21 protein-coding genes are annotated in these 21,870 nt (G+C 39.6%); 10 read left to right on the top strand and 11 right to left on the bottom strand.

All coding sequences use genetic code 11. The annotated features are described in order from the left end of the window. Positions 1 to 5 precede the first annotated feature (5 nt). The 6 genes from rplI to metX all read right to left on the bottom strand — a co-directional run bounded on the left by rplI (position 6) and on the right by metX (position 4,533). A complete protein-coding gene (gene rplI, locus TPSD3_RS06850) occupies positions 6 to 455 on the bottom strand; it encodes a 50S ribosomal protein L9 (RefSeq protein WP_086487836.1) in 450 nt (149 codons plus the stop codon). A gap of 26 nt (positions 456 to 481) precedes the next feature. Beyond that, positions 482 to 709, bottom strand: a complete 228-nt coding sequence (rpsR, locus tag TPSD3_RS06845; protein WP_086487835.1) for a 30S ribosomal protein S18 — start codon at positions 707 to 709, stop codon at positions 482 to 484. A gap of 80 nt (positions 710 to 789) precedes the next feature. Continuing rightward, the gene (gene rpsF / locus TPSD3_RS06840) at positions 790 to 1,197 is read right to left on the bottom strand and encodes a 30S ribosomal protein S6 (RefSeq protein WP_086487834.1); all 408 of its coding nucleotides are present in this window, start codon (positions 1,195 to 1,197) and stop codon (positions 790 to 792) included. Positions 1,198 to 1,504: 307 nt separating this feature from the next. Next, positions 1,505 to 2,752 carry a D-amino acid dehydrogenase gene (locus TPSD3_RS06835; protein WP_086487833.1) on the bottom strand — a complete coding sequence of 416 codons (1,248 nt, stop codon included), beginning with the start codon at positions 2,750 to 2,752 and terminating at the stop codon, positions 1,505 to 1,507. A 25-nt stretch (positions 2,753 to 2,777) separates the two neighbouring features. After that, a complete protein-coding gene (gene metW / locus TPSD3_RS06830) occupies positions 2,778 to 3,392 on the bottom strand; it encodes a methionine biosynthesis protein MetW (RefSeq protein WP_086487832.1) in 615 nt (204 codons plus the stop codon). Then, entirely contained in the window at positions 3,376 to 4,533 is a 1,158-nt protein-coding gene (gene metX, locus TPSD3_RS06825; protein ID WP_086487831.1) for a homoserine O-succinyltransferase MetX, read from the bottom strand. The genes metW and metX overlap by 17 nt, the downstream gene beginning before the upstream one ends. Positions 4,534 to 4,874: 341 nt before the next feature. On the opposite strand from metX, the gene TPSD3_RS06820 reads away from it, so the two are divergent. The 3 genes from TPSD3_RS06820 (at position 4,875) to TPSD3_RS06810 (ending at position 11,516) form a co-directional block, all read left to right on the top strand. Further along, positions 4,875 to 7,028, top strand: coding sequence for a TonB-dependent receptor (locus TPSD3_RS06820; protein ID WP_086487830.1), 2,154 nt, complete (start codon positions 4,875 to 4,877; stop codon positions 7,026 to 7,028). 16 nt (positions 7,029 to 7,044) lie between these two features. Further along, entirely contained in the window at positions 7,045 to 9,198 is a 2,154-nt protein-coding gene (locus tag TPSD3_RS06815) for a TonB-dependent receptor plug domain-containing protein (RefSeq protein ID WP_176329764.1), read from the top strand. Between the two features lie 170 nt (positions 9,199 to 9,368). Next, positions 9,369 to 11,516: a TonB-dependent receptor plug domain-containing protein gene (locus tag TPSD3_RS06810; RefSeq protein ID WP_086487828.1), complete on the top strand. Its 2,148-nt coding sequence runs from the start codon at positions 9,369 to 9,371 to the stop codon at positions 11,514 to 11,516. A 14-nt stretch (positions 11,517 to 11,530) separates the two neighbouring features. On the opposite strand, the gene TPSD3_RS06805 is transcribed toward TPSD3_RS06810, so the two are convergent. Beyond that, on the bottom strand, positions 11,531 to 13,531 hold the full coding sequence (locus TPSD3_RS06805; protein WP_086487827.1) for a hypothetical protein: 2,001 nt from the start codon (positions 13,529 to 13,531) through the stop codon (positions 11,531 to 11,533). Positions 13,532 to 13,644: 113 nt separating this feature from the next. Between TPSD3_RS06805 and TPSD3_RS06800 the strand changes: the two genes are divergently transcribed. Continuing rightward, complete coding sequence (locus TPSD3_RS06800) at positions 13,645 to 14,196, top strand: TRAP transporter small permease subunit (RefSeq protein ID WP_086487826.1); 552 nt, start codon at positions 13,645 to 13,647, stop codon at positions 14,194 to 14,196. A 2-nt stretch (positions 14,197 to 14,198) separates the two neighbouring features. After that, positions 14,199 to 15,566, top strand: coding sequence for a TRAP transporter large permease (locus TPSD3_RS06795; protein ID WP_245391538.1), 1,368 nt, complete (start codon positions 14,199 to 14,201; stop codon positions 15,564 to 15,566). Positions 15,567 to 15,693: 127 nt separating this feature from the next. On the opposite strand, the gene TPSD3_RS06790 is transcribed toward TPSD3_RS06795, so the two are convergent. Next, the gene (locus TPSD3_RS06790; RefSeq protein WP_086487825.1) at positions 15,694 to 16,350 is read right to left on the bottom strand and encodes a thiopurine S-methyltransferase; all 657 of its coding nucleotides are present in this window, start codon (positions 16,348 to 16,350) and stop codon (positions 15,694 to 15,696) included. A 94-nt stretch (positions 16,351 to 16,444) separates the two neighbouring features. Here TPSD3_RS06790 and hda point away from each other — a divergent pair, with 94 nt between their 5' ends. Beyond that, entirely contained in the window at positions 16,445 to 17,146 is a 702-nt protein-coding gene (gene hda, locus TPSD3_RS06785; protein WP_086487824.1) for a DnaA regulatory inactivator Hda, read from the top strand. On the opposite strand, the gene cysE is transcribed toward hda, so the two are convergent. Genes cysE through TPSD3_RS06770 form a run of 3 tightly spaced genes read right to left on the bottom strand, consistent with a single transcriptional unit; the run spans position 17,143 to position 18,937 of the window. Continuing rightward, a complete protein-coding gene (gene cysE, locus TPSD3_RS06780) occupies positions 17,143 to 17,928 on the bottom strand; it encodes a serine O-acetyltransferase (RefSeq protein ID WP_086487823.1) in 786 nt (261 codons plus the stop codon). The two genes, hda and cysE, sit on opposite strands and share 4 nt — an antisense overlap. 45 nt (positions 17,929 to 17,973) lie before the next feature. Further along, on the bottom strand, positions 17,974 to 18,678 hold the full coding sequence (ispD, locus tag TPSD3_RS06775) for a 2-C-methyl-D-erythritol 4-phosphate cytidylyltransferase (protein ID WP_245391537.1): 705 nt from the start codon (positions 18,676 to 18,678) through the stop codon (positions 17,974 to 17,976). Beyond that, positions 18,668 to 18,937: a septum formation initiator family protein gene (locus TPSD3_RS06770; RefSeq protein WP_086487821.1), complete on the bottom strand. Its 270-nt coding sequence runs from the start codon at positions 18,935 to 18,937 to the stop codon at positions 18,668 to 18,670. The genes ispD and TPSD3_RS06770 overlap by 11 nt, the downstream gene beginning before the upstream one ends. Positions 18,938 to 19,069: 132 nt before the next feature. Here TPSD3_RS06770 and TPSD3_RS06765 point away from each other — a divergent pair, with 132 nt between their 5' ends. Genes TPSD3_RS06765 through TPSD3_RS06750 form a run of 4 tightly spaced genes read left to right on the top strand, consistent with a single transcriptional unit; the run spans position 19,070 to position 21,761 of the window. After that, the gene (locus tag TPSD3_RS06765; protein WP_086487820.1) at positions 19,070 to 19,735 is read left to right on the top strand and encodes a riboflavin synthase; all 666 of its coding nucleotides are present in this window, start codon (positions 19,070 to 19,072) and stop codon (positions 19,733 to 19,735) included. Positions 19,736 to 19,757: 22 nt separating this feature from the next. Beyond that, complete coding sequence (locus TPSD3_RS06760; RefSeq protein WP_086487819.1) at positions 19,758 to 20,312, top strand: hypoxanthine-guanine phosphoribosyltransferase; 555 nt, start codon at positions 19,758 to 19,760, stop codon at positions 20,310 to 20,312. A 3-nt stretch (positions 20,313 to 20,315) separates the two neighbouring features. Further along, positions 20,316 to 20,864, top strand: a complete 549-nt coding sequence (locus tag TPSD3_RS06755) for a rhodanese-like domain-containing protein (protein WP_086487818.1) — start codon at positions 20,316 to 20,318, stop codon at positions 20,862 to 20,864. Continuing rightward, positions 20,865 to 21,761 (top strand): universal stress protein, encoded by an 897-nt coding sequence (locus tag TPSD3_RS06750; protein ID WP_086487817.1) that lies wholly within the window; start codon positions 20,865 to 20,867, stop codon positions 21,759 to 21,761. Positions 21,762 to 21,870 lie beyond the last annotated feature (109 nt).

Below are 21,870 nucleotides of genomic sequence, written 5' to 3'. Positions count from 1 at the left end.
GAGGCTTAATCTTCAGCAACCACTTGTACTTTAATGTGCGTGACCACATCCGCATGCAATCCCAGTTCAACTTGATAGTCTCCCGTCAAGCGAATCGGCCCATTCGGCAAACGAATATCTTGCTTGCGAAGGTCTAATTGAATGGTTTTAGCCGCTTCGACAATATCCAAAGCCGTTACGGAACCAAATAATTTACCTTCCATACCCACTTTACGCGGAATAATTAAGGTAGCCGCTTCTATTTTTTCAGCACGCGCTTTGGCATCGGCCAATAGGGCTTGTTGGGCTTTTTCCAATTCGGCACGGCGCGCTTCAAAAGCAGCCACATTCGTTGCCGTAGCTGGCACGGCTTTGCCTTGGGGAATCAGATAATTACGACCATAACCGGGACGTACAGAGACTTGATCGCCTAAGTTACCCAGATTATTCACTTTTTCAAGCAGAATCACTTCCATTGTTCAAACCTCGTGAGTCAGTGGGCTTATTCGTGAGAATCGGAATAAGGCAATAAGGCGATATAACGAGCGCGTTTAATGGCGCGTGCTAATTGCCGTTGATAACGGGCTTTAGTGCCAGTGATTCGGCTGGGGACAATTTTGCCAGTTTCGGTAATGTAACTTTTTAAAATGGCAATGTCTTTATAGTCGATTTCAGAAACCCCTTCGGCAGTGAAACGACAGTGTTTTTTACGGCGAAAAAAACGAGACATAAATATAACCTATTTTGCAGTGAATAAAAGCAATGCGTGACTTGAGAAATGTACAGAGAAAAACAGCATTATTTGGCGAATTAAACCAAATCGTCTTGTTCTTCGTCGTCCAAATCGTCTTCGTCATCCATATCATCTTCGTCATCCAAGCGGCTTTCTTCGCGCTCGTCTTTCACGCGCATCAGCGGAGAAGGCTCGGTGATCGCGGCTTTACATTGGATGATCAGATTACGAATGACCGCATCGTTGAAGCGAAACGCGCTGTGTAGTTCTTCCAACACTTCTGTATCGCATTCAATATTCATCAGCACATAGTGCGCTTTATGCACTTTGTTGATAGGATACGCCAATTGTCGCCGTCCCCAATCTTCATGACGATGAATCGCGCCGCCTTTGCCTTCAATCATGGCACGGTAACGCTCTACCATAGCGGGGACTTGTTCGCTCTGGTCGGGGTGAACCAGAAATACAATTTCATAATGTTTCATTAAAACTCCTTTCGGATTACACAGCCTATTCTGAATGTAACTCATTAGAATAAGCAAGGAGGTTAAGCCTTTGTTTTATCGAAAAAACAACGCATTTAAACCCGTTTAACAGCCGCTTAACAGGATAAATTTCGACTGAATCAAACATGATAGCAGTTTAGGGGAAACGCAGGCAAGTGTAAGTTGAGAAGTACAAAAATAACGCAACAATATTCAGGGTTTACATTATGGTGTTAAATTTAAAATCACTGGCGTGCGCTTGAAGCCCGCCCTAGGCGTAATTCTTGAAGTGTAAAAAAATAATTCATCAAAACCGATCCCAGCGAAAACCCTCCACCGCAATTTGTGGCGTTTTTTGTGAGACGATGTCGGTCAATACAGCCGCACTGCCGCAAGCCAACGTCCAACCCAACATACCATGTCCTATATTAAAATACAAATTACGATACGGAGAAACGCCCAAAATAGGCGCACTGTCAGGAGTCATCGGACGCACTCCCGCCCAAAACTGGCTGTTTTCATAGTGACCCCCGTCAGGAAAAGTCTGTTGTGCCAATTCCAACATCATGGCCAACTTCTTAGGGGTCAAATCCAAATCCTCACTGCCCACCTCAGCCATACCCGCCACACGTAATATATCACCTAAGTAACTGTAAACTGTTCGATGCTGACTGTCTGTCAAACACGTGTGTGGTGATTGCGCCGTTATTGGAATACTTAAACTGTAGCCTTTCATGGGATAAACAGGCAAATAAACTCCCAAAGGCTTTGATAACACTGGACTTTGGATGGCCGCCGCCAATACAAACGCCTCCGCAGAATAAATTCCACGCGACGTATGAACTTCACTGATCCAATCATCCACCGCGTGTAGTTTCTTCACGGTGGTGTTATATAGAAATGCCACCCCTTGCTGCTGACAATAATGCGCCAATTGCTGCGTAAATAAATACGCATTTCCACATTCATCTAAAGGCGAAAAGACTCCACCCACTAAAGTTGATTTAACATGTTTTAATTGCGGTTCTTTCGCCAAACATTCACTGGCAGAAAACACTTCTTGTTGGCAGCCCCATTGATTTTTAAATGCACAGCGTTTTTGACCGCGCTGCATTTCTTTCTCATCAAAATATAGGTACATTTTACCGTTTTGTTGATAATGAAAAGATAATTCTGGGCATTCTGCTAATAATTGATGTAATTGTTCTCGTGAATAAAACGCTAATTTTAACGTTTTTAACGTGTTTTCTGGCACACGAGAAGCGCGACAATTTTTTAAAAATAACCATACCCAGCGCAAAAATTCAGGCGATAAAGAAAAACGAATCGCCAATGGCGCATAATAACGCAACATTAATTCAGGTAATTGCGCCAATAAATAAGGCTGCGCCACAGGATCAGTATAGGAATAACTTAACTGCCCCCCATTGGCGAAACTGGTCATTAAACCCGCGCCTTCTTTCTGCTCAATGACCGTGACATCATGACCTGCCCGATTTAAATAATAAGCCGTGGTAATTCCCACCACGCCCGCACCTAAAATAATAATTTTCATCGTCTTTTACTTCCCTACTGAAAAATTAAGCATTAACCTTAGGCATTAAGCGTAAACGATAAATCGCAATTTCTCCCATTAAGTTGGGTAATAAACGCATTAATGCCGTACTGCGATGTCCCGTATCAACAATAGCGCGTTGCATAATATTAATGTTCAAAGTCTGACATAATTGCTCAAAATCTTTCAAAGTGCATAAATGAATATTCTCCGTGCGATACCACTCATTGGGTAAAGCCCGAGATAATGGCATTTGTCCGCGAAAGAAAATATCAAAACGACACGCCCAATGACCGAAATTAGGAAAAGTCACAATCGCTTCCTCTCCCACCCGCATCATTTCTAATAATAATAAATCAGGGCGTTTTAATGCCTGTAATGTTTGGGTTAAAATGACATTATCAAAACTTTTATCACTGAATTGCGACAAGCCTTTATTCAAATCGCTATGAATCACGTAAATACCTGCTTCAATACAGCGAATCAGTTTATTCTCGTCAATATCAACGCCATAACCGCTCACTGAGCGAGTATCGCGTAAATGAGCCAATAAAGTACCATCCCCACAACCCAAATCCAAAACATGGCTATGAGGCTTAATCCAATCGCTTAATAAAGCTAAATCAGTGCGTAATTTCATCACTTTCATCCGCTACCGTTTTTAAATAGGCTTTGAGTGCCGAAAAATAAAGAGGAATAGGCATTAAAAACGCATCATGTCCATCATCCGCTTTAATGTCTAAATAAGTGACTTTTTTTCTTGCGTCTAATAGAGCCTTAACAATTTCCTTAGAACGCTCCGAAGAAAAACGCCAATCACTGGTAAAAGAAATCACTAAAAATTTCGCTTGAGCAATAGCTAAAGCGGCTGATAAATTGTGATCATACTCACTGGCCGGATCAAAATAATCTAACGCTTTAGTCATTAATAAATAAGTATTGGCATCAAAACGGTCTACAAAAGAACGCCCTTGATAGCGCAAATAGCTTTCAATTTGAAAATCAACATCAAAACTAAAGTTCAATTTTCCTTCACGCAATTCTCGCCCAAATTTGGCACGCATGGCATCTTCAGATAAATAAGTGATATGCCCCAACATTCGCGCTAACATTAAGCCTTGTTTAGGAATCACTTGATAATCATAATAACGCCCTTCATGGAAATTAGGATCGGTCATAATGGCTTGTCTAGCCACTTCATTAAATGCAATATTTTGCGTAGATAATTTTGGCGCAGATGCAATGGCAATGCAATGGCGCAATTTATCAGGATAAGTCATTGCCCATTGCAAAGCCTGCATTCCGCCCAAGCTCCCCCCAATTACCGCTGCCCATTGTTCAATCCCTAATAACGCACCTAATTGCGCCTGACTGTGTACCCAATCGCGTACGGTAATAATTGGGAAATCAGGCCCATAAGGACGTTGGGTTTCTGGATTTAAACTAATTGGCCCTGTTGAGCCACGACATCCCCCTAAATTATTTAAAGAAACCACAAAGAAACGTTGCGTATCGATGGGTTTATTGGGGCCAATACAATTGTCCCACCAACCTGCTTTGCGATCTTCGGCGTGGTGATAACCCGCAGCATGATGATCGCCACTTAATGCGTGACAAATTAAAATGGCATTAGAGCGGGCTTTATTTAAAGTGCCATAAGTTTCATAAACCAATTCATATTGGGGTAAAACACGCCCACAATCTAAGGCTAAAGCTGTGGTAAAATGGTGACGTTGTGGGGTGACAATTCCTACATTATCTGATGGTATGATTTCAGGCATTCGGTTTATCCTGTTTTATGATGAAGCGGAAAAATAAAGAGATAATTATTCTTTTTTTGGCATTATTTTTTTAGATTTTGGTGGTTTTTGCCTTAGTGGTGTTGTCGGTTATCTTAGCACGGAGTGCGTAAATCAGAACATGATTATTTTGATTCGTAGGGTGTTTCTGTGCTTGATTACATTTTTATGTCCGTATGAGCATTCTGATGGGCGTTTAACCGAGTCGATCATTAAATACCTACAACTTACATTGATATTAGAAGGGTATTTGGTTATGATTCAAATGGCGCAGCGATGGCTGAGAAATATAATTTTAAAAATCAATACTTGAGCATTATCAAATGAAACTTTATCGGCGTTGGTTATTATTTTTTGCTTTATTCATTTTGTTTTATAGTTATTCTGCGTTGGCTTTGGGAAATGAAAAAGAAAAATTAAAAACACTCTTATCGTTATCTCTAAAAGAACTCATGGAAATTGAGATTGAAACCGCCGGTAAAACTACTGAAAAAATCAGTAATGTACCCGCCAGTGTGGTGTTAGTCACTCGTCAAGATATTCAACGTTATGGTTATACTCAATTAAATGATATATTACAACACGTTGCGGGCATGTATCAACTGGAGTTCTATGGCGCGGGGGGTCCTGCTTATGGGATGCGGGGTTATATCAGCACCGCCAGCCCCAATCGGGATATTATCATTTTGATCAATGGTATCGAACACGTTTTTGACTACAATATGTCTTACTTTTCTAATAATATTGCTGTCCCCGTAGAAGCCATTGACCGCATTGAAATTGTGCGCGGCCCGCAATCGACGATTTACGGCAGCGGCGCATTTTTTGGTGTGATTAATATCATTACCAATGAAATCTCTCAAGAACAAGGAGTTGCCTCACGAGTGACCGCTTCCATAGGTTCAGACGGTATTCACAAGCGCACCGCCCGCACCAGTTACAAATCAGAAAAAGGGCAAATTGTTGTTAATACAGGTTACGCCAAAAGCGATGGCGCAGATATTTTGTACTCAGAATTAACCTCTCACTCTTTTGGTTTGCCACCTGATGCTTCTACGGGAGGTAGATTAGAAGCGGCAGAAACTTACCTTGATATTTCAGCCCGTTATCAGGATTTTTCTGCTGATTTTACTTACAATCAAAGCAAAGAAGAAGGTTTTATTTCTCGCCCGCATGCGCGTACTGGGAGTGTGCGGGATCATGAGGCCAGCCGTTTACGCTTGGGGTATCAGAAAGAATTCGCGGATCAGTGGATGATAAATGGACGTTTGACCTACATTATAGCGGATACCTTACACAATTATGACTCTAATGTAGTCACTGATGCGTGGTCGGTACAAAGAGAAGAAACGGAAGCCTATGAAGCAGAATTAATACTTAATTATAAAGGCGAAAAATTAGATTGGATTTCTGGGCTTTATTATCGTCATGCGCCCAGTGTTTCGACTTATTTAGATGTGCCTCCTTTTCCCATGCCCTCATTTCACAATTCTACCCAACGTTTAGTAGATGGCGACGCATTGGCAAAACGGGCTTTATTTTCTCAAATTGGCTATGCGCCGAATGTGCATTGGAAATGGGTAGCGGGATTGCGTTTAGAGCAGCAATTGGGATATAGCACTTTTTCTGAATATGGTTATACTTCGGAGGTTTATCAGGCGTGGAATTATTCCTATGATAAGCAAAAAGTAGCCGTCATTCCACGATTGGCTTTGCTTTATACGCCGAATGACGACCATTTGTTTAAGTTGATGTATGGTAAGGCAATTACTTCGCCTTCTTTTGGGCAAAATACCACCGCACAATTAAATTCAAATGGAGTTATTTTAACCAATCAGGAAATTGAAACATTTGAGTTAGATTATCTTCATAGTTTTTCTTCTAAATATAGTTTTATTGCGCATTTTTTCCACAATCGTTTAAGTGGTTTATTAAACAGTCAACGTAAATTAACAAGTGAAGATGAATATAGTTTTGTTTTGGGAAATTATGGAGATTGGTCAACGAATGGAGTTGAATTAAATTTATTAGGTAATCCTTATGACAATTGGCAATTTGAATTGGGTTTCACTTACCAGAAAACCAAAGACATGAACCAAGCTCATATTAAAGTTCCTTATTCGCCTTCGCTATTGGGACAATTAAAATTGAGTTACCAATGGAATTCGCAATGGAGTTTGGGAATGACGGGTTATTATGTTTCTAAAATGTCGCTCTTTTTCGATCCCACATTGCCTAATAATGATGGCAGTTTTGGTCGCTATATTGAGGGGAGAGAAAGTAATAATTATTTTGTATTAGGTACAAACCTGCGTTTTCAAGATTGGTGGGATAAAGGCACTTATTTGAGTTTGCGAATTGATAACCTTCTGAATAAAAAAATTATTCACCCTACTTATCCAAGAAATGCTTGGATAGATAAAGGCGCAATAGGTCAAGAACGGCAATTTGTTTTTTCGTTAGGTTATGATTTTTAAGTTGGAGAATCATCAGATGAAATGTCATCAACGATGGCGATTATTTCTTTCTTTATTTATTTTATTTCACACTCATCCTGCGTTTGCTTTGGAAGAAAATGAAAGAGAAAAGTTAAAAGTACTTTTATCGTTATCCTTAAAAGAACTCATGGATGTGGAAATTAAAACAGCCGGTAAAACCACAGAAAAAATCAGTGATGTACCGGCAAGTGTCATTTTGGTTACTCGTCAAGATATTCAACGTTATGGTTATACACAATTAGCGGATATTTTGCGGCATGTTTCGGGCATGTATCTAATTGATTTTTATGGATTAGGTGGGCCTGCCTATGGTGTTCGCGGCTATTTAAATCCGGGTGTCAGTCGAAATGTGATTATCTTGATCAATGGGATTGATCACGTTTTTGACTACGCATCGTCTTACTTTATAAGCAGCATAAGCATACCGGTGGAGGCGATTGATCGTATCGAAATTGTACGCGGGCCGCAATCAACCATTTACGGCAGTGGGGCTTTTTTTGGCGTGATCAACATTATTACCAATGAATTGCATCAAGAACAAGGCGTTGCATCGAGTGTCACGGCTTCGCTGGGAACGGATGGGCTGCATAAACGCACGGCACGTACCAGTTACAAACAGGAAAAAGCGAACATTGTGGTCAATACTGGTTACGCCAAAACGGACGGCGGGGATTTTAAGTATTCAGATTTAACCACAAGAGATTTTGGTTTACCGCCAAAGGCTTCAACTAAAGGACAACTGGAGTCGGCGCACACTTATCTTGATATATCAGCGAGTTATGAGCCATTTTCTCTCACTTTTACGCATCATCGAAGCAAAGTGGGCGGAATTGCCACCCGTCCACACATTCGGACTGGCTCTGTGCGACTGCATGAAGCCAATCGCCTGCGTTTGGGGTACGAAATAGATTTAAACGATCAGTGGTCATTAAACAGCCATGTTGCTTATATTGAAGCAGATACCGAATTTAGCTACGATTCAAGTATTGCCACTGATCTTTGGTCGGTTCAATTTGAAAAAACCAGAACTTATGAAGCTGAAATGACATTGGCTTGGAAAAGTGAAAATTTAGATGGATTATTAGGGGCTTATTATCGTTATACTCCAGAGGTTTTTACCTATCTTGATGTGCCGTCATTTCCTTTTGTGTCTTTTCAAAATTCTACCCAGCGTTTAGAAGAGGGTGAGGCTTTGGCAAAGCGGGCTTTATTTTCTCAATTTAGTTATTCTCTTAATGATCGTTGGAAATGGGTGGCGGGTTTACGTTTAGAAGAACAAGCGGGCTATAACACGTTTTCAGAATATGGTTACACTCCAGAAACCCATCGTGCTTGGAATTTTTACTATGAAAAACAAGATATTGCAGTGATTCCGCGTCTGGCTGTGCTGTACACACCCAATGACGCTCATTTATTAAAATTAATGTATGGTAAAGCGATTAATGCGCCTTCTTTTGGTCAGAATACCACTGCACAATTAAATGATAATTCGCCTCGTCTAAAAAACGAAGAGATAGAAACTTTGGAGTTAAATTATCTGGCGACTTTATCTCCTAAATACAGCATCACGGCGCATTTTTTTCATAATCGTTTAAGTGGTTTATTTAGCAATATAGGCATATTAACGGGCAGCAATCAATATACTTTTTCTTTGAGAAATGCAGGGCGTTGGTCTACCAATGGCGTGGAATTAGGTTTACAGGGAAATCCTTATGATAACTTGCAATTTGAATTAGGCTTTGTTTATCAGCACACGAAAGATGTTAATAATCCGAACATTAAAGTATCTTATTCTCCATCTTTATTGGGACAATTAAAATTAAGTTATCAATGGGATTCGCAATGGAGTTTGGGAATGACAGGCTATTATGTTTCTAAAATGTCCTTATTTTTCGATCCCACATTGGCTAATTCTGAGGGTGGATTTGGTCAATATATTACTGGAAAAGAAAGTGAGGGTTATTTTGTATTAGGCGCAAATGTACGTTTTCAAGATTGGCTCTCTAAAGGAACTTCTGTGAGTTTACGTATAAATAATCTGTTAGATCAAAAGGTTATCCACCCCACTCACACCAGAAATACTTGGATGGATAAAGGCGCAATTGGAGAAGAACGACAATTTATTTTTTCATTGGGTTACGATTTTTAATGCTTAATAGAAGTGCGCATTACTTCTAATTTTACAGATTTAATTCTCTTTTTCTTTTTTCTCAATTCATTTAAAATAGCTCCCTCAATTACCCCACATCGATCTCTGCGTCGATTGTTTTGAATTGTAAAATAAGTAATAAATCAAGTGACAATGAGGAGAGCTTGTGAATGAAACACCATTTTTACGGATCGTTTTTGTCTTTTTGTGTCGCGCTAGCTTGCCATGCGAATGATGACCAAAACTTAGACGATGTAAAAAAATTAATGTCGTTGTCTTTGCTTGACTTGATGAGTGTTGAGATTGAAACCGCGGGCAAAACAGTTGAAAAAATTAGCGTGGTGCCTGCCAGCGTGGTGTTGGTGACGCGCCAAGACATTCAACGCTACGGTTACAGTCGTTTGACGGATATTTTAGACCACGTGTCGGGCATGTATAAGCTGGACAATTATGGCCCCAGTGGCCCTGCGTATGGTGTGCGCGGCTATCTTGCCCCCAGTTCGACTAATCGTAATATTATTGTGTTGATCAATGGGGTAAATCACGTCTCTGATTACGATTCCACCTACTTTTTTTCTAGTATCAATGTTCCCGTCGAAGCGATTGATCGGATTGAAATTGTGCGCGGGCCGCAATCAACGATTTATGGCAGCGGTGCCTCTTTTGGTGTTATCAATATTATTACTAATGAAGTACATCAAGAACAGGGTTATGCCTCCAGTGTCTCTGCTTCGGTCGGTACAAACGGCATTCAACGTCGTACTGCTCGCAGCAGTTATAAATACGAAAAGGGTCAGGTTGTAGTCAATCTTGGCTATTACCGTGATGATGGCCATGATCAATGTTATACTGATTTAAGTTCGCGTCAATATCCGGTCGCTCCTGACTTCAGCACGAAAGATCATTTAGAAAAAGCAGAAACTTATGTTGATATTTCAGCCAGTTATCAAGATTTTTCTGTAGATTTGACGCATAATAAAAACAGAACAGGTGGGTTAATGACCAATCCTGTTTCTCGTAGCGGCACGATTCGCTATAGTGAGTCCACCCGCTTACGTCTCAATTACAAAACAGACTTATCCGAACAATGGGCATTAAATGCTCATTTGACTTACGCTCATATTAATGCTTACTATGATTACGATTCGATATCAGCGACGGATTTATGGAGTGTACAAACCGAACGCTCCAGAAGCTACGAAGGAGAAGTGACGTTAAATTGGAAAGCGTCGGAAAAAATCGATTGGTTATCAGGGCTTTATTACCGCCACACGCCAGAACTTTCCACTTATATTGACATTCCACCGTGGCCGATTCCTTCGTTAAATGATTCTACACAACGTTTAGCACCGGGTGAAGCGTTGGTGAAACGCGCACTATTTTCGCAAATAAGTTATACGCAAAATGAGCAGTGGAAATGGGTTGCAGGTTTACGTTTGGAAGAGCAATTGGGTTATGACGCTGCTTTTGAGTACGGATATACGCCTGAGCAGTATCGCAGTTGGAATTTTTACTATGACAAACAAGATGTGACATTAATTCCGCGTTTGGCTGTGATTTATACGCCTAATGAGACGCATTTGTTTAAATTAATGTATGGTAAAGCGATTAATTCGCCTTCTTTTGGCCAAAACACGACGGCACGCATTAACCCCAATTTACCGAGTTTGGAAAATGAGGAAATTGAAACGATTGAGTTAAATTATTTAACCAGTCTCACGCCCCAATATGGTCTCACGGCTAATATTTTTCATAACCGTTTAAAGAATTTATTAAGCCGAACTGTGACTTCTAGCGCAGATAGTCAATATGTGGTTATTTTAGGTAATTCTGGAAGTTGGTCAACCAATGGATTAGAATTAGGATTACGCGGTAATCCTGCGGATCAATGGCAATTTGAATTAAATCTGACCTATCAAGAAACCAATAACCAAGATAATTCGACTATTAAAGCGGCTTATTCGCCTTCTTTACTGGGACAATTAAAACTCAGTTATCAATTGAATTCGCAATGGAGTTTGGGAATGACGGGTTATTATGTTTCCAAAATGTCGCTCTTTTTTGATTCTACTTTGAAAAATAGTGACGGTAGTTTTGGACGTTACATTACGGGAGAAGAAGGCAATGATTATTTTATTCTAGGGACAAATGTGCGTTTTCAAGATTGGCTGGCTAAAGGAACTTATTTGAACCTGCATATTAATAACTTATTAGACCAAAAAATTGTCTATCCCACTTATCCTCGCGCCACGTGGATGGATAAAGGCACAATTGGCGAAGAACGTCAATTTATTCTTTCTTTAGGTTATGATTTTTAAAAGCCCAACTTAATTCACGGTGTGGGTATTGAATGAGGTGTTGTTTCGTTTTCACTCAAATAAACCTTAATTTCAGGATAAAATAAACGCATGAGTTGAGTGGAATCAAAAGACCATTGTGGTCTTAATGTCAGATGGAATGAATTTATTTTTTCCAATGGTTGTTGCAGATGCCAAAGCAGCCAATCTTCTTCGTTTTTTACCAGTGGATTAAACATAAAATCCATTTTAGCCATACTGGGAACAACCCGATAAGTAAATTCGTTTCCCGAATCCGTTTGCACCACCAAGGACACTTCAGGTAATTTGAATAATAGCTTCACCCATTGACCCCAAAAAGAAAGTTCTATATCTAACCGTAATAATAACGCTTTATCTTTTAAATGGGTGATGTCTATTGGTTCATTAAAAGAAACCGTCTTTTGCATTAATGGAACTGGAGCAGTTTCTGCTAATCCTGTTCCACGAACGTCACGCTTTAATAATAAAAATCCTTTTTCCAGCAAAATAGGTCGATAATCCCGTAATAATATTCTAAGCACTTGAGAATCTTCAATTAAAGGAAATCGCCCATCAATAGGCGTTATTTTAAACAACACAAATTCGGGAGCTTTATCACCCACATAAGAAAGCGCATTTAAAGACAATAAAGATTTATTATAAGCGGAATAGCCTTGAAAAATTGGCCGAGCCTGATAATGAAATGAATGAAGCAAAAGAATACCTTGATGAGGAGAAAATATATCCACGCGGGCTTGTCCCACTGCCGCACGCACTTGGGGAAAGTCGTAATGTCGTTGCAGGCGGGCTTTTTCTATATCCCGTTTCATCGCGGCACTGTTGAGCGAACTCAATGTTTTTAAATTATCAATCACTCCAATGTGCCAATGCACCATAAAATGCTTAAAATGATAACCATGGTTTAAATGTCCCGCATAAAATAATCCTAATAATCCCATTAAAGCCGTCGCAAAAAGCAGCCCTCTCATGAGTATTAATAACGAAGGTGAAATAGGCGCAGGATAATTGACAAAAAAAGGCAATAACATCAAACTACAAAAGAAAATAATGGAATGACTATCATGACGAATAAAACCTGCTTTCCAAGTCAAAAATAATCCACATAAAATAATAGCCGCCGCAATTCCTTTTTTTAATGTTTTAGGCGCGACACAACAAGTTAATGCGATTAAAATGGTTAAAGTCACTATACCCGCCACCGCAAAATAATATTCAGTGGCATCAAAAGTGTTTAATCTCACTTCGCTGGATTCTTTGGACATGGCTTGATCGTAATAACTGGCGATTTGCCATGAATTTAAAAGAAAATCTGCGATATTAAAAATAGACTGCCCTGAAATAAGCCAGAGCGTTAAAAATGAAGCCACAAAAAATAATAAACCAAAAATAGCCCATTGATAATGATATTTGTGCCAAACATGTATTAAAATACCAATCACCGCCATTCCACTCAAAAGAAAAAAGCTAAACTTTAATAAAGGCAAAATAGCTAAAATTAATAAAGAAAATGCCAGTAGAATAATATAATTTATTTTCTGGTTAAAAAAATGAGGAGGTTCTAATAATAATACCGTAATAGCCACTGTGGTTAAAAAATAAAGCGCATCTCCTGTCCAAGTCCCCAATATAAATATCAGCAAAAATAAGTAAATAACTTTTTCGATGAAATAGGGTAATTGGGAAAAACGAATTAAAAATAATCCTGCCAATACAAAACTACTGGCCACACTCCATATAATAAAATAATTAAAACTGACTTTATCATAATAAGCCGCGTAAGGATTAGCAAAATAACCCAAAGGGCCATAAGTAAAAATATAATCCACTCCCGCTTGCCAATGATGTTGAAAAGCATGAGCCAATACCAACATCCAAGAAGGGTCAAGATCAATGCTAGGATTGCCGCCTAATTTTATTAGAGATAACCATAATAAAATAAAAAGTAAGCCGTAAATAATTAATGATTTAACGTCAAGTTGAACAGATTGATTCATCAATGCACTCATTAGGATTTGTTTTAAATTAGAAATCGCCTGATAATCGATCAGGAAAATTAAAAAAATCGACTCATTTTACCCCAGAATATCGCTTGCGAATAGGATCATTTATGATGAAAAAACCTTCTTTTTTTTCTCTGTTGCACCAAATAGTCCGCATGGGTAATGGCTTTAGTGAATGGACAGGACGATGGGTGGCATGGTTGGTATTAACGATGGTATTGGTGATTGTTTATGATGTCTCTATGCGCTCATTATTTAGTATTGGATCGGTGCTATTACAAGAATTGCAATGGCATTTATTTGCTTTAATTTTCTTATTGGGCGCGGCTTATACTTTTAAACATGATGGTCATGTGCGGGTGGATGTGTTTTATCAAAGTCGTTACATGACGGATCGCAAACGGGCTTGGGTGAATATATGGGGAGGATTATTACTGCTCATTCCTTATTGTTTATTAATTATTATTAGCGCATGGCCATTTGTTTATAGCTCCTACCAATTTAGCGAAGGATCGCCAGACCCTGGTGGTTTGCCTTATCGTTTTATTTTAAAAGGAGCGATTGTGTTTGGTTTTGGCTTGTTATTGTTGCAAGGAATAATTAATATTTTAGAAAATTTTTTACAACTTTTTGATAAGTCCAATCAGGAGCATTCATAATAATGGAAACCATCGCCACAGAGTTATTATCATTCATGGCATTAGAATATTGGGCTTTGGCGATGTTTGCCGTGCTAATGGGATTATTATTAGTGGGTTATCCTGTGGCATTTACATTAGGCGCGATTGCCTTTGGTTTTGGTGGGATTTTCTTAGGCTTAGATTTCTTTGAATTATTGCCCATGCGTATCTGGGGCATTATGACCAATTTTACTTTATTAGCTGTGCCATTATTTGTTTTTATGGGCGTGGTATTAGAAAAATCGGGATTAGCCGAAGATTTGCTAGAAAGTATGGGTTTATTATTCGGCACAATGCGCGGTGGAATGGCGTTATCATTGGTGGTTGTTGGAGCGTTGCTGGCTGCCACTACGGGCGTGGTGGGCGCGACGGTGGTGACTATGGGCATTATCGCCTTGCCTGCGATGTTAAAAAACAACTATGCTCCCGAATTCGCCACTGGCACGATTGCCACCGCAGGCACGTTGGGACAAATTATTCCACCCAGTGTGATTTTAATTTTATTAGCCGATGTGGTTGGCGTACCCGTTGGGCGTTTATTTATCGCCGCATTAGTACCGGGGATGTTATTAATCGCATTATATTTGCTTTATATTGCTTTACGTGCTTGGTTAAATCCCAAAATTGCACCCGCTTTACCCGCCGATAAACGACAATGGAATAAAGCATTTGCTTTGCGTTTAGCCCGTAGCATTTTGCCCGTATTGACGTTAATTATTGCCGTTTTAGGTTCAATTTTCTTTGGCATCGCTTCACCCACAGAATCCGCAGCAATTGGCGCAGTCGGTGCATTATTATTAGGCGTGTTATATCGTCGTTTAACGTGGAAAAATTTACAAATCGCATTAGAACAAACCACTCGCTTAACCAGTATGGTTTTTTTAATTCTGTTAGGCGCGACGGCTTTTGGTTTGGTTTTCGTCAGTATGGGCGGCGATGATTTGGTACATGATATTTTTACGCAATTGCCCGGTGGTGCGTGGGGATTTTTATTGATCAGTATGTTGCTGATTTTTATTTTAGGCTTTTTCTTAGATTTCTTAGAAATTTGTTTTATTGTGGTGCCGATTATTGCACCGATTGCGGCGCATTTTGGTTTTGAATTAACTTGGTTTGCGATTTTGATTGCGGTTAATTTACAGACTTCTTTTTTAACACCGCCTTTTGGCTTTTCTTTGTTTTATTTAAAAGCAGTGGCACCTCCCACAATGCGTATTAGCGTATTGTATAAGGGAATTGTTCCTTTTGTGATGTTGCAATTACTGGCTTTAATTTTATTAATTCTTTTCCCAGAAATTACTTTATGGCTGCCTGATTTATCGGATGAATATCACGGCTTTACCAAATAGTGTGTGTATGGCTAAATGAAGTTTAAAAAATAGCGATACTCAAATTAAATGACTCATAAAATTTTTGGTCTGAATCAGAAATGAATTAATACGTTAATTCTGTCCATTCCGATTCAGCCAAAGATTTTTACAGTCGTGTTAATAAAAACACTTGTTCTGTCCATTGTTGAACGCCTGCTTGGCGGAATTTGCCATTATCACAGGCCAACTCAATACGAGATAATGATTCAACTGTAAATTGCGTTTCGCAGAGAGTTAATACTTCTTTTTCAGCCACTGCAAAAGGTGGCCCACTTATCAATGATTGGGGATAATCTAAAGTAATTAATAATTCTTTTGCGCCTTGTGTTAAAAAGCGGGCTAAATGTTGTTGATAACGGGGACGCATTTCTGGTGGTAATGCAATTAATGCAGCACGGTCATAAACAGCATGAACAGTGGGTAATAATTCTGGATCGAGATCAAAGAAATCGCCACACCAAATTTCTAATTCATCTAACATCCAACGAGTAAAATGCCCTTCATGGCGAATGGTAGGAATTAATTTATTCTCGACAAAAAAAGATTCCACCGCAATTGCACTTAATTCAATTCCAATCACGCGATAACCTTGATCTAATAACCACAACATATCCAAACTTTTACCACACAATGGGACAAAAATGACTTGCCCTTTTTCTAATTGCCATTGTGCGCTATATTGTTGTAAATAATTATTAACATCGGATTGATGAAAACCAATCTGATTGGCCAGCCATCTGTCATGCCAAAATTGTGCGTCCATTGTGATAAATCCATTGAAAATAAGAAAAGAGATCAGCTACGATTATCTCATAGACTCAATTGTATTTACCATCCCAATCTAGGTTTTTTTAATTATGATGCAACAATTACCATTGGGGATTAAATTATCAGATTCTGCTTCTTTTTCCAATTATATTCCCGATGCCAATAATCGCCATTTAATCGAAATGATTAAAGCCACATTACAAGGCAATGGAGGGCATTATTTATATTTTTGGGGGGCAACAGGGACGGGAAAAAGTCACTTGTTACAAGGCGCGTGTCATTATTTAACCCAACACGGTGGCAATCCGATTTATTTACCGTTAAAAACATTAAGCCATTATTCGGCAGATAGTTTAATGGGATTAGAAACAGTTGATTTATTGTGTTTAGACGATTTGCAAGCGGTTGTGGGTTTGCAAGAATGGGAGCGGGCTATTTTTCATTTATTTAATGCCTTGCGTGATGCCCACATTCCCTTGCTCATTACCGCAAACGCTGCGCCTAAACAATTGGATTTGCAATGGCCTGATTTAGTCTCCCGTTTATTGTGGGGAGGTGTGTTTGCATTAAATCATTTAGAAATGGATTTAGCCATTCAAGCCTTACAACATCATGCGCAAACTCGTGGCTTGCATTTACCTGCTAAAATTGCTTTATTTTTATTAGAAAAAACACAAGGTGAATTAGCGCAAGCGATTGCTTTATTAGCTCAATTAGATGATGCCGCATTATCTAATAAAAAGGCTTTAACCTTGCCTTTTGTGCGGCAGATATTAAACGGAAACAATTAAGGTTTATCCAGTCCGTTAAATATTTTCTTTTCTCGATTCTCTCGAATGTTTAAGCATTCTAAAGGGGGAATATCTGTGGAATGATGCCCTTCTAATTGTTGAATGGCTGCGCATAATGTTTGGATTTTTTTATCTAATAAATCAATATCATCTAACATGTGATTAATGGCATGTTGCATGGGATCAATATCGGGCGTATCTTTAGGCATTCCATACGCATCAAAAATCTTTTGTTCTACCGATTGTTGATGATGGCGACGATAATCTTGATCAACAGAAACAATTTTAGCAGGAATACCGACCATCGTCGCGCCTTCGGGAACGTCTTTCACTACCACCGCATTAGAGCCAATTCTCGCGCCATTTGCTACCGTAATCGGCCCCAATACTTTCGCACCCGCGCCCACTACCACATCATTGCCTAAAGTGGGATGGCGTTTACCTTTTTGCCATGTCGTACCACCAAGCGTTACTCCATGATACAGTGTACAATCATCGCCAATCACAGCCGTTTCCCCAATCACCACGCCCATCCCGTGATCAATAAAAAATCGCCGCCCAATCGTCGCGCCGGGGTGAATTTCAATTCCCGTCCACCAACGAGAAAAAGTAGATAATGTTCGCGCTAACCATTTCCAATTGCCATTCCATAAACGATGGCTAAGACGGTGAATAAAAATCGCATGAACGCCGGGATAATTGGTTAGAATTTCAAACGCATTTCGCGCCGCCGGATCACGTTGCAACACGCAATCAATCGTTTCTCTTAATTGTTTAAACATATTTAATAATAAGTGGCTCAAAAAAAATTGTAATGTGATGGTTATTTAGACGTTATTCTGCTGTTGTAAAAATAAAGCGGCTAAAGCCAAATCATCAGGATGAGTAATTTTAATATTATCGGGATGACTGGAAACAAGCACGGGAGAATATCCCATTAATTCAATGGCTTGCGATTCATCTGTAACAGGATAACCTTGTATTGCCGCGGTGGTGAGTGCGTCGTAAAGCAGTTGTAAACGGAACATCTGCGGTGTTAAAGCGTGCCACAATTGTTGTCGAGACACCGTTTCAGTCACACAATTTTGCGTGTCGGCACGTTTCATGGTGTCACGAACGGGATTTGCGAGTAATCCACCAATAGGGTAATCGGCTACCGTTTGCATTAAATTTTGTATATCGCTAACACGCACACAAGGCCGCGCCGCATCATGCACTAACACCCAATCGTTTGGCTTAACTTCTGGAAAAGTCAATAATTTTTCTAAAGCATGACGCACAGAATCACTGCGTTCTGTTCCCCCTGGTGCTGTCCAAACACGAGGTAATGTGGGTAATTGTGACCAATAATTATCTTCTGCGGCCAAACTGACCACCACACCTTGTACATTAGTTTGTAATAATTTTTCTAAGGTATGTTGTAAAATCGGTTTACCTAATAAAGATAAATACTGCTTAGGGCAAGCACTGCCCATGCGTTGTCCTACACCTGCCGCAGGCACAACCGCCCAATAATTAAGATTATTCGACAATTTGATAAAAGACCTCATTCGATTTAAGAAAGCCAAATTCTAAACGCGCATGTTCTTCAACTAATTCTAAACTTTGTTTTAAGTTTTCTACATCGCGCATTAAGCGTTGATTGCTTTGTATGAATTGCTGATTTAATTGCTGTTGTTGCGCTAATTGTTGTTGGTAAGCAATCCATTGTTCATAGCCGCGTTCACCAAACCATAATTGATATTGAGTTAAACCCAGTAAAATAAGTAAAATAACCATGATCGTTTTCATGCTTTGCTCATAGATTGGCCGGTTTAAATAAAGATTGACGCGATAAGCAGTGAACGGTATTATTCTGATGATTTAAAAAAAACGGTTAATATTTTCTCATTTTAGCTTAAAAAATGGACAATTAAAACACCTATGTTTACAGGAATTATCCAAGCCGTGGGGCAGATTGCGCAACGGCAAGAGTTGGGTGCGGATGCACGGTTATACGTTCGCACAGGACAATTGCCATTGGCAGGTGTACAGTTGGGCGATAGTATTGCAACTAATGGCGTGTGTTTGACGGCAGTGGCGTTGCCCGGTGATGGTTTTTGGGCGGATGTTTCTGGAGAAACGCTGTCACGTACCACATTAGGACAGTTACATGTGGGGAGTTTGGTCAATTTGGAAACCGCATTGACACTACAAACGCCTTTGGGTGGACATTTGGTCAGCGGTCATGTGGATGGCGTAGGTCGTGTTATTGCGTGTCACAATGACGGGCGGTCGTTGCGCGTGACAATAGAAAGTCCGAATGAATTAGCGCGTTATATTGCCGCTAAAGGATCAATTTGTGTCGATGGCATTAGCTTAACCGTTAATGCGGTCAATGGCTGCCAATTGAGTTTAAATATCGTCCCCCATACTGCCAATATGACCACATGGAAAGAAATAAAAGTGGGACAATTCGTTAATTTGGAAGTCGATTTAATTGCGCGTTATTTAGAAAGATTATTATTAGGAGAAAAAGCCGCACAAGCCACTCCTTTATCAGAAAAAATAACCGAGTCTTTTTTACAACAACATGGTTTTATTCGCTAAATGTCATTAAATGGATGGGAAAATGAATATTAATACGGTATTAACTGAGGCAGATTGTCTGCATTCTTTAGATACAGTAATTGCGGCAATTGATCATATCGCAGAACAGATTGATCGACGAATGCAAACGGAATTATTAAGGGATAAACCGTTGGTCTGTTTAAGTGTCATGTTGGGGGGATTAATTTTTACGGGGCATTTATTGCCTAAGTTAAAAACGCCGTTAATTATCGATTATATTCATGCCACTCGTTATCAGGGAGAAACGCAAGGCGCAGATTTAAAATGGTTAAAATATCCCAGTGTGAATTTACAGGGAGAAACGGTGTTAATTATTGATGATATTTTAGATGAAGGTTTAACGTTAAAATCTTTAGTCGATTATTGTGAACAACAAGGAGCTAAACAGGTTTTTACTGCGGTATTGGTAGAGAAACAATTGCCCATGCGGAGAGGATTGCCACAAGCGGATTTTGTCGGTTTATTGGTGCCGAATCGTTATGTGTTTGGATTTGGTATGGATTATCATGAACACTTGCGTTCAGCAGCGGGTATTTTTGCGGTTAAAAATCAGTAAATCATGCCATTATCTTTTTTATTAATAATAACGATTTTTTTAACAGGCGTTGCCTTGCCTGAAACGTATCGTTTTGATCGCTATCGTGCCGCCACACCTGAGACTGTGCCGGGTGCCACGGCGATTAATACCCAAGAATTACAGCAATTATTGGCACAAGAAACGGTAATTTTAATTGATGTCATGGCCGCTATTTATCGCCCTGAAATGTTGGATTTTGGGGGAGAATGGTTATTGCAAGAATCGCGTTATCATCTTCCGAATAGTATTTGGTTGCCAAATGTGGGTTATGGTGAATTAAATCCGTTAATGCAAAGCTATTTGACTGATAATTTACAGCAATTAACACACGGTGAAAAAAATAAACCTATCGTGTTTTATTGCATACTGGATTGTTGGATGGCTTGGAATGTGAGCAAACGAGCGGCATTAGAATTAGGTTATGAGCAGGTTTATTGGTATCGAGATGGAATTGAAGGTTGGATTGATGCAGGATTGCCGACGGTTTTAGCGCACCCTGTGCCATTAAAAATAAACAGCTCACATCAATAAATGATGAGTTATATTTTAGCCTCTGATTGGGGAGAATCACGCATGAAACGCTTTAAAAATTTACTGCTTATTCAAACGCCACATACGCATTTTAATCCGCTGGCGTTATCGCGTGCTATTCAATTGGCGCAGTGGAATCAAGCCCATTTACAAGTAATTTATATTTTCCCCGAATCGGCAACTAATCCTACCATTCCTCATGAGGCTTTATTAGACAATCATCGCGCCGATATTGCAGTGGAAATTCTACAATACCATCCTATTCCAAGCCTATTAGAAAAAATTAAACAACAGGCGATTGATTTAGTATTAATTGCCGATCCCGCGATTGTTACCGATTTAACGCAATTTGAATTGCGTTTAATGCGGCAATGTCCAGTGCCATTGTGGATTGTGCGGCCAAATCCGTATCCATTTTATAAAAATATTTTAGCGGCAATAGACCCTGATTCGCATAATCCACAACGGCATTTATTAAATTGTTTAGTGATTGAATTAGGCGTATCATTAAGTGAAATGGAGCGGGCAAAATTACATGTGGTTCATGCGTGGCATTTAAAAGGCGAAAGCGAATTGCGACACAGTGCTTTTATGCGCGTTTCTGAAAAAGAATTGGCGCGTTTACGTGCTGAAGAGCAGGAAAAACACCAAGCAGCCGTAGAACATTTAATCTCAACTCATCCCTCAGCCCACGCGGATATTAATATACAATTACTGCACGGCGTAGCCAGCGAAGTCATACCTGAATTCGTCCACACCCAACACATCGATCTGTTAATCATGGGAACAGTAGGACGAACAGGCTTGTCAGGCTTAATTATGGGAAATACGGCAGAGGGGATTTTGAAAACCGTACAGTGTTCCGTATTAACAGTAAAACCGTATGGGATAGAGTGAGAAGAGATTTTTTTTCGCAATCAGCTTCAGTTTTCCCTAAGCCCGCTCAACAAACAAAGGTAGCTCAAGGACAATCTGGCTTTGTGCTTGTTAAAGAAAGACATTCAGA

It is taken from the genome of Thioflexithrix psekupsensis, assembly GCF_002149925.1.
Lineage (GTDB): Bacteria > Pseudomonadota > Gammaproteobacteria > Beggiatoales > Beggiatoaceae > Thioflexithrix > Thioflexithrix psekupsensis.
Note: the sequence above shows the minus strand (reverse complement) of the source record. Positions and strands in the feature narration are given on the sequence as shown.

Excerpts from the sequence above, each read along its gene's own strand:
- hda (WP_086487824.1), top strand. The coding sequence starts at position 16,445 with ATGATGCAACAATTACCATTGGGGATTAAATTATCAGATTCTGCTTCT.
- rpsF (WP_086487834.1), bottom strand. The coding sequence starts at position 1,197 with ATGAAACATTATGAAATTGTATTTCTGGTTCACCCCGACCAGAGCGAA.
- TPSD3_RS06760 (WP_086487819.1), top strand. The coding sequence starts at position 19,758 with ATGAATATTAATACGGTATTAACTGAGGCAGATTGTCTGCATTCTTTA.
- rpsR (WP_086487835.1), bottom strand. The coding sequence starts at position 709 with ATGTCTCGTTTTTTTCGCCGTAAAAAACACTGTCGTTTCACTGCCGAA.
- TPSD3_RS06800 (WP_086487826.1), top strand. The coding sequence starts at position 13,645 with ATGATGAAAAAACCTTCTTTTTTTTCTCTGTTGCACCAAATAGTCCGC.
- TPSD3_RS06750 (WP_086487817.1), top strand. The coding sequence starts at position 20,865 with ATGATGAGTTATATTTTAGCCTCTGATTGGGGAGAATCACGCATGAAA.
- metX (WP_086487831.1), bottom strand. The coding sequence starts at position 4,533 with ATGCCTGAAATCATACCATCAGATAATGTAGGAATTGTCACCCCACAA.
- TPSD3_RS06795 (WP_245391538.1), top strand. The coding sequence starts at position 14,199 with ATGGAAACCATCGCCACAGAGTTATTATCATTCATGGCATTAGAATAT.
- TPSD3_RS06790 (WP_086487825.1), bottom strand. The coding sequence starts at position 16,350 with ATGGACGCACAATTTTGGCATGACAGATGGCTGGCCAATCAGATTGGT.
- TPSD3_RS06810 (WP_086487828.1), top strand. The coding sequence starts at position 9,369 with ATGAAACACCATTTTTACGGATCGTTTTTGTCTTTTTGTGTCGCGCTA.
- TPSD3_RS06765 (WP_086487820.1), top strand. The coding sequence starts at position 19,070 with ATGTTTACAGGAATTATCCAAGCCGTGGGGCAGATTGCGCAACGGCAA.
- cysE (WP_086487823.1), bottom strand. The coding sequence starts at position 17,928 with ATGTTTAAACAATTAAGAGAAACGATTGATTGCGTGTTGCAACGTGAT.
- TPSD3_RS06835 (WP_086487833.1), bottom strand. The coding sequence starts at position 2,752 with ATGAAAATTATTATTTTAGGTGCGGGCGTGGTGGGAATTACCACGGCT.
- rplI (WP_086487836.1), bottom strand. The coding sequence starts at position 455 with ATGGAAGTGATTCTGCTTGAAAAAGTGAATAATCTGGGTAACTTAGGC.
- metW (WP_086487832.1), bottom strand. The coding sequence starts at position 3,392 with ATGAAATTACGCACTGATTTAGCTTTATTAAGCGATTGGATTAAGCCT.
- TPSD3_RS06755 (WP_086487818.1), top strand. The coding sequence starts at position 20,316 with ATGCCATTATCTTTTTTATTAATAATAACGATTTTTTTAACAGGCGTT.
- TPSD3_RS06815 (WP_176329764.1), top strand. The coding sequence starts at position 7,045 with ATGAAATGTCATCAACGATGGCGATTATTTCTTTCTTTATTTATTTTA.
- TPSD3_RS06820 (WP_086487830.1), top strand. The coding sequence starts at position 4,875 with ATGAAACTTTATCGGCGTTGGTTATTATTTTTTGCTTTATTCATTTTG.
- TPSD3_RS06805 (WP_086487827.1), bottom strand. The coding sequence starts at position 13,531 with ATGAATCAATCTGTTCAACTTGACGTTAAATCATTAATTATTTACGGC.
- TPSD3_RS06770 (WP_086487821.1), bottom strand. The coding sequence starts at position 18,937 with ATGAAAACGATCATGGTTATTTTACTTATTTTACTGGGTTTAACTCAA.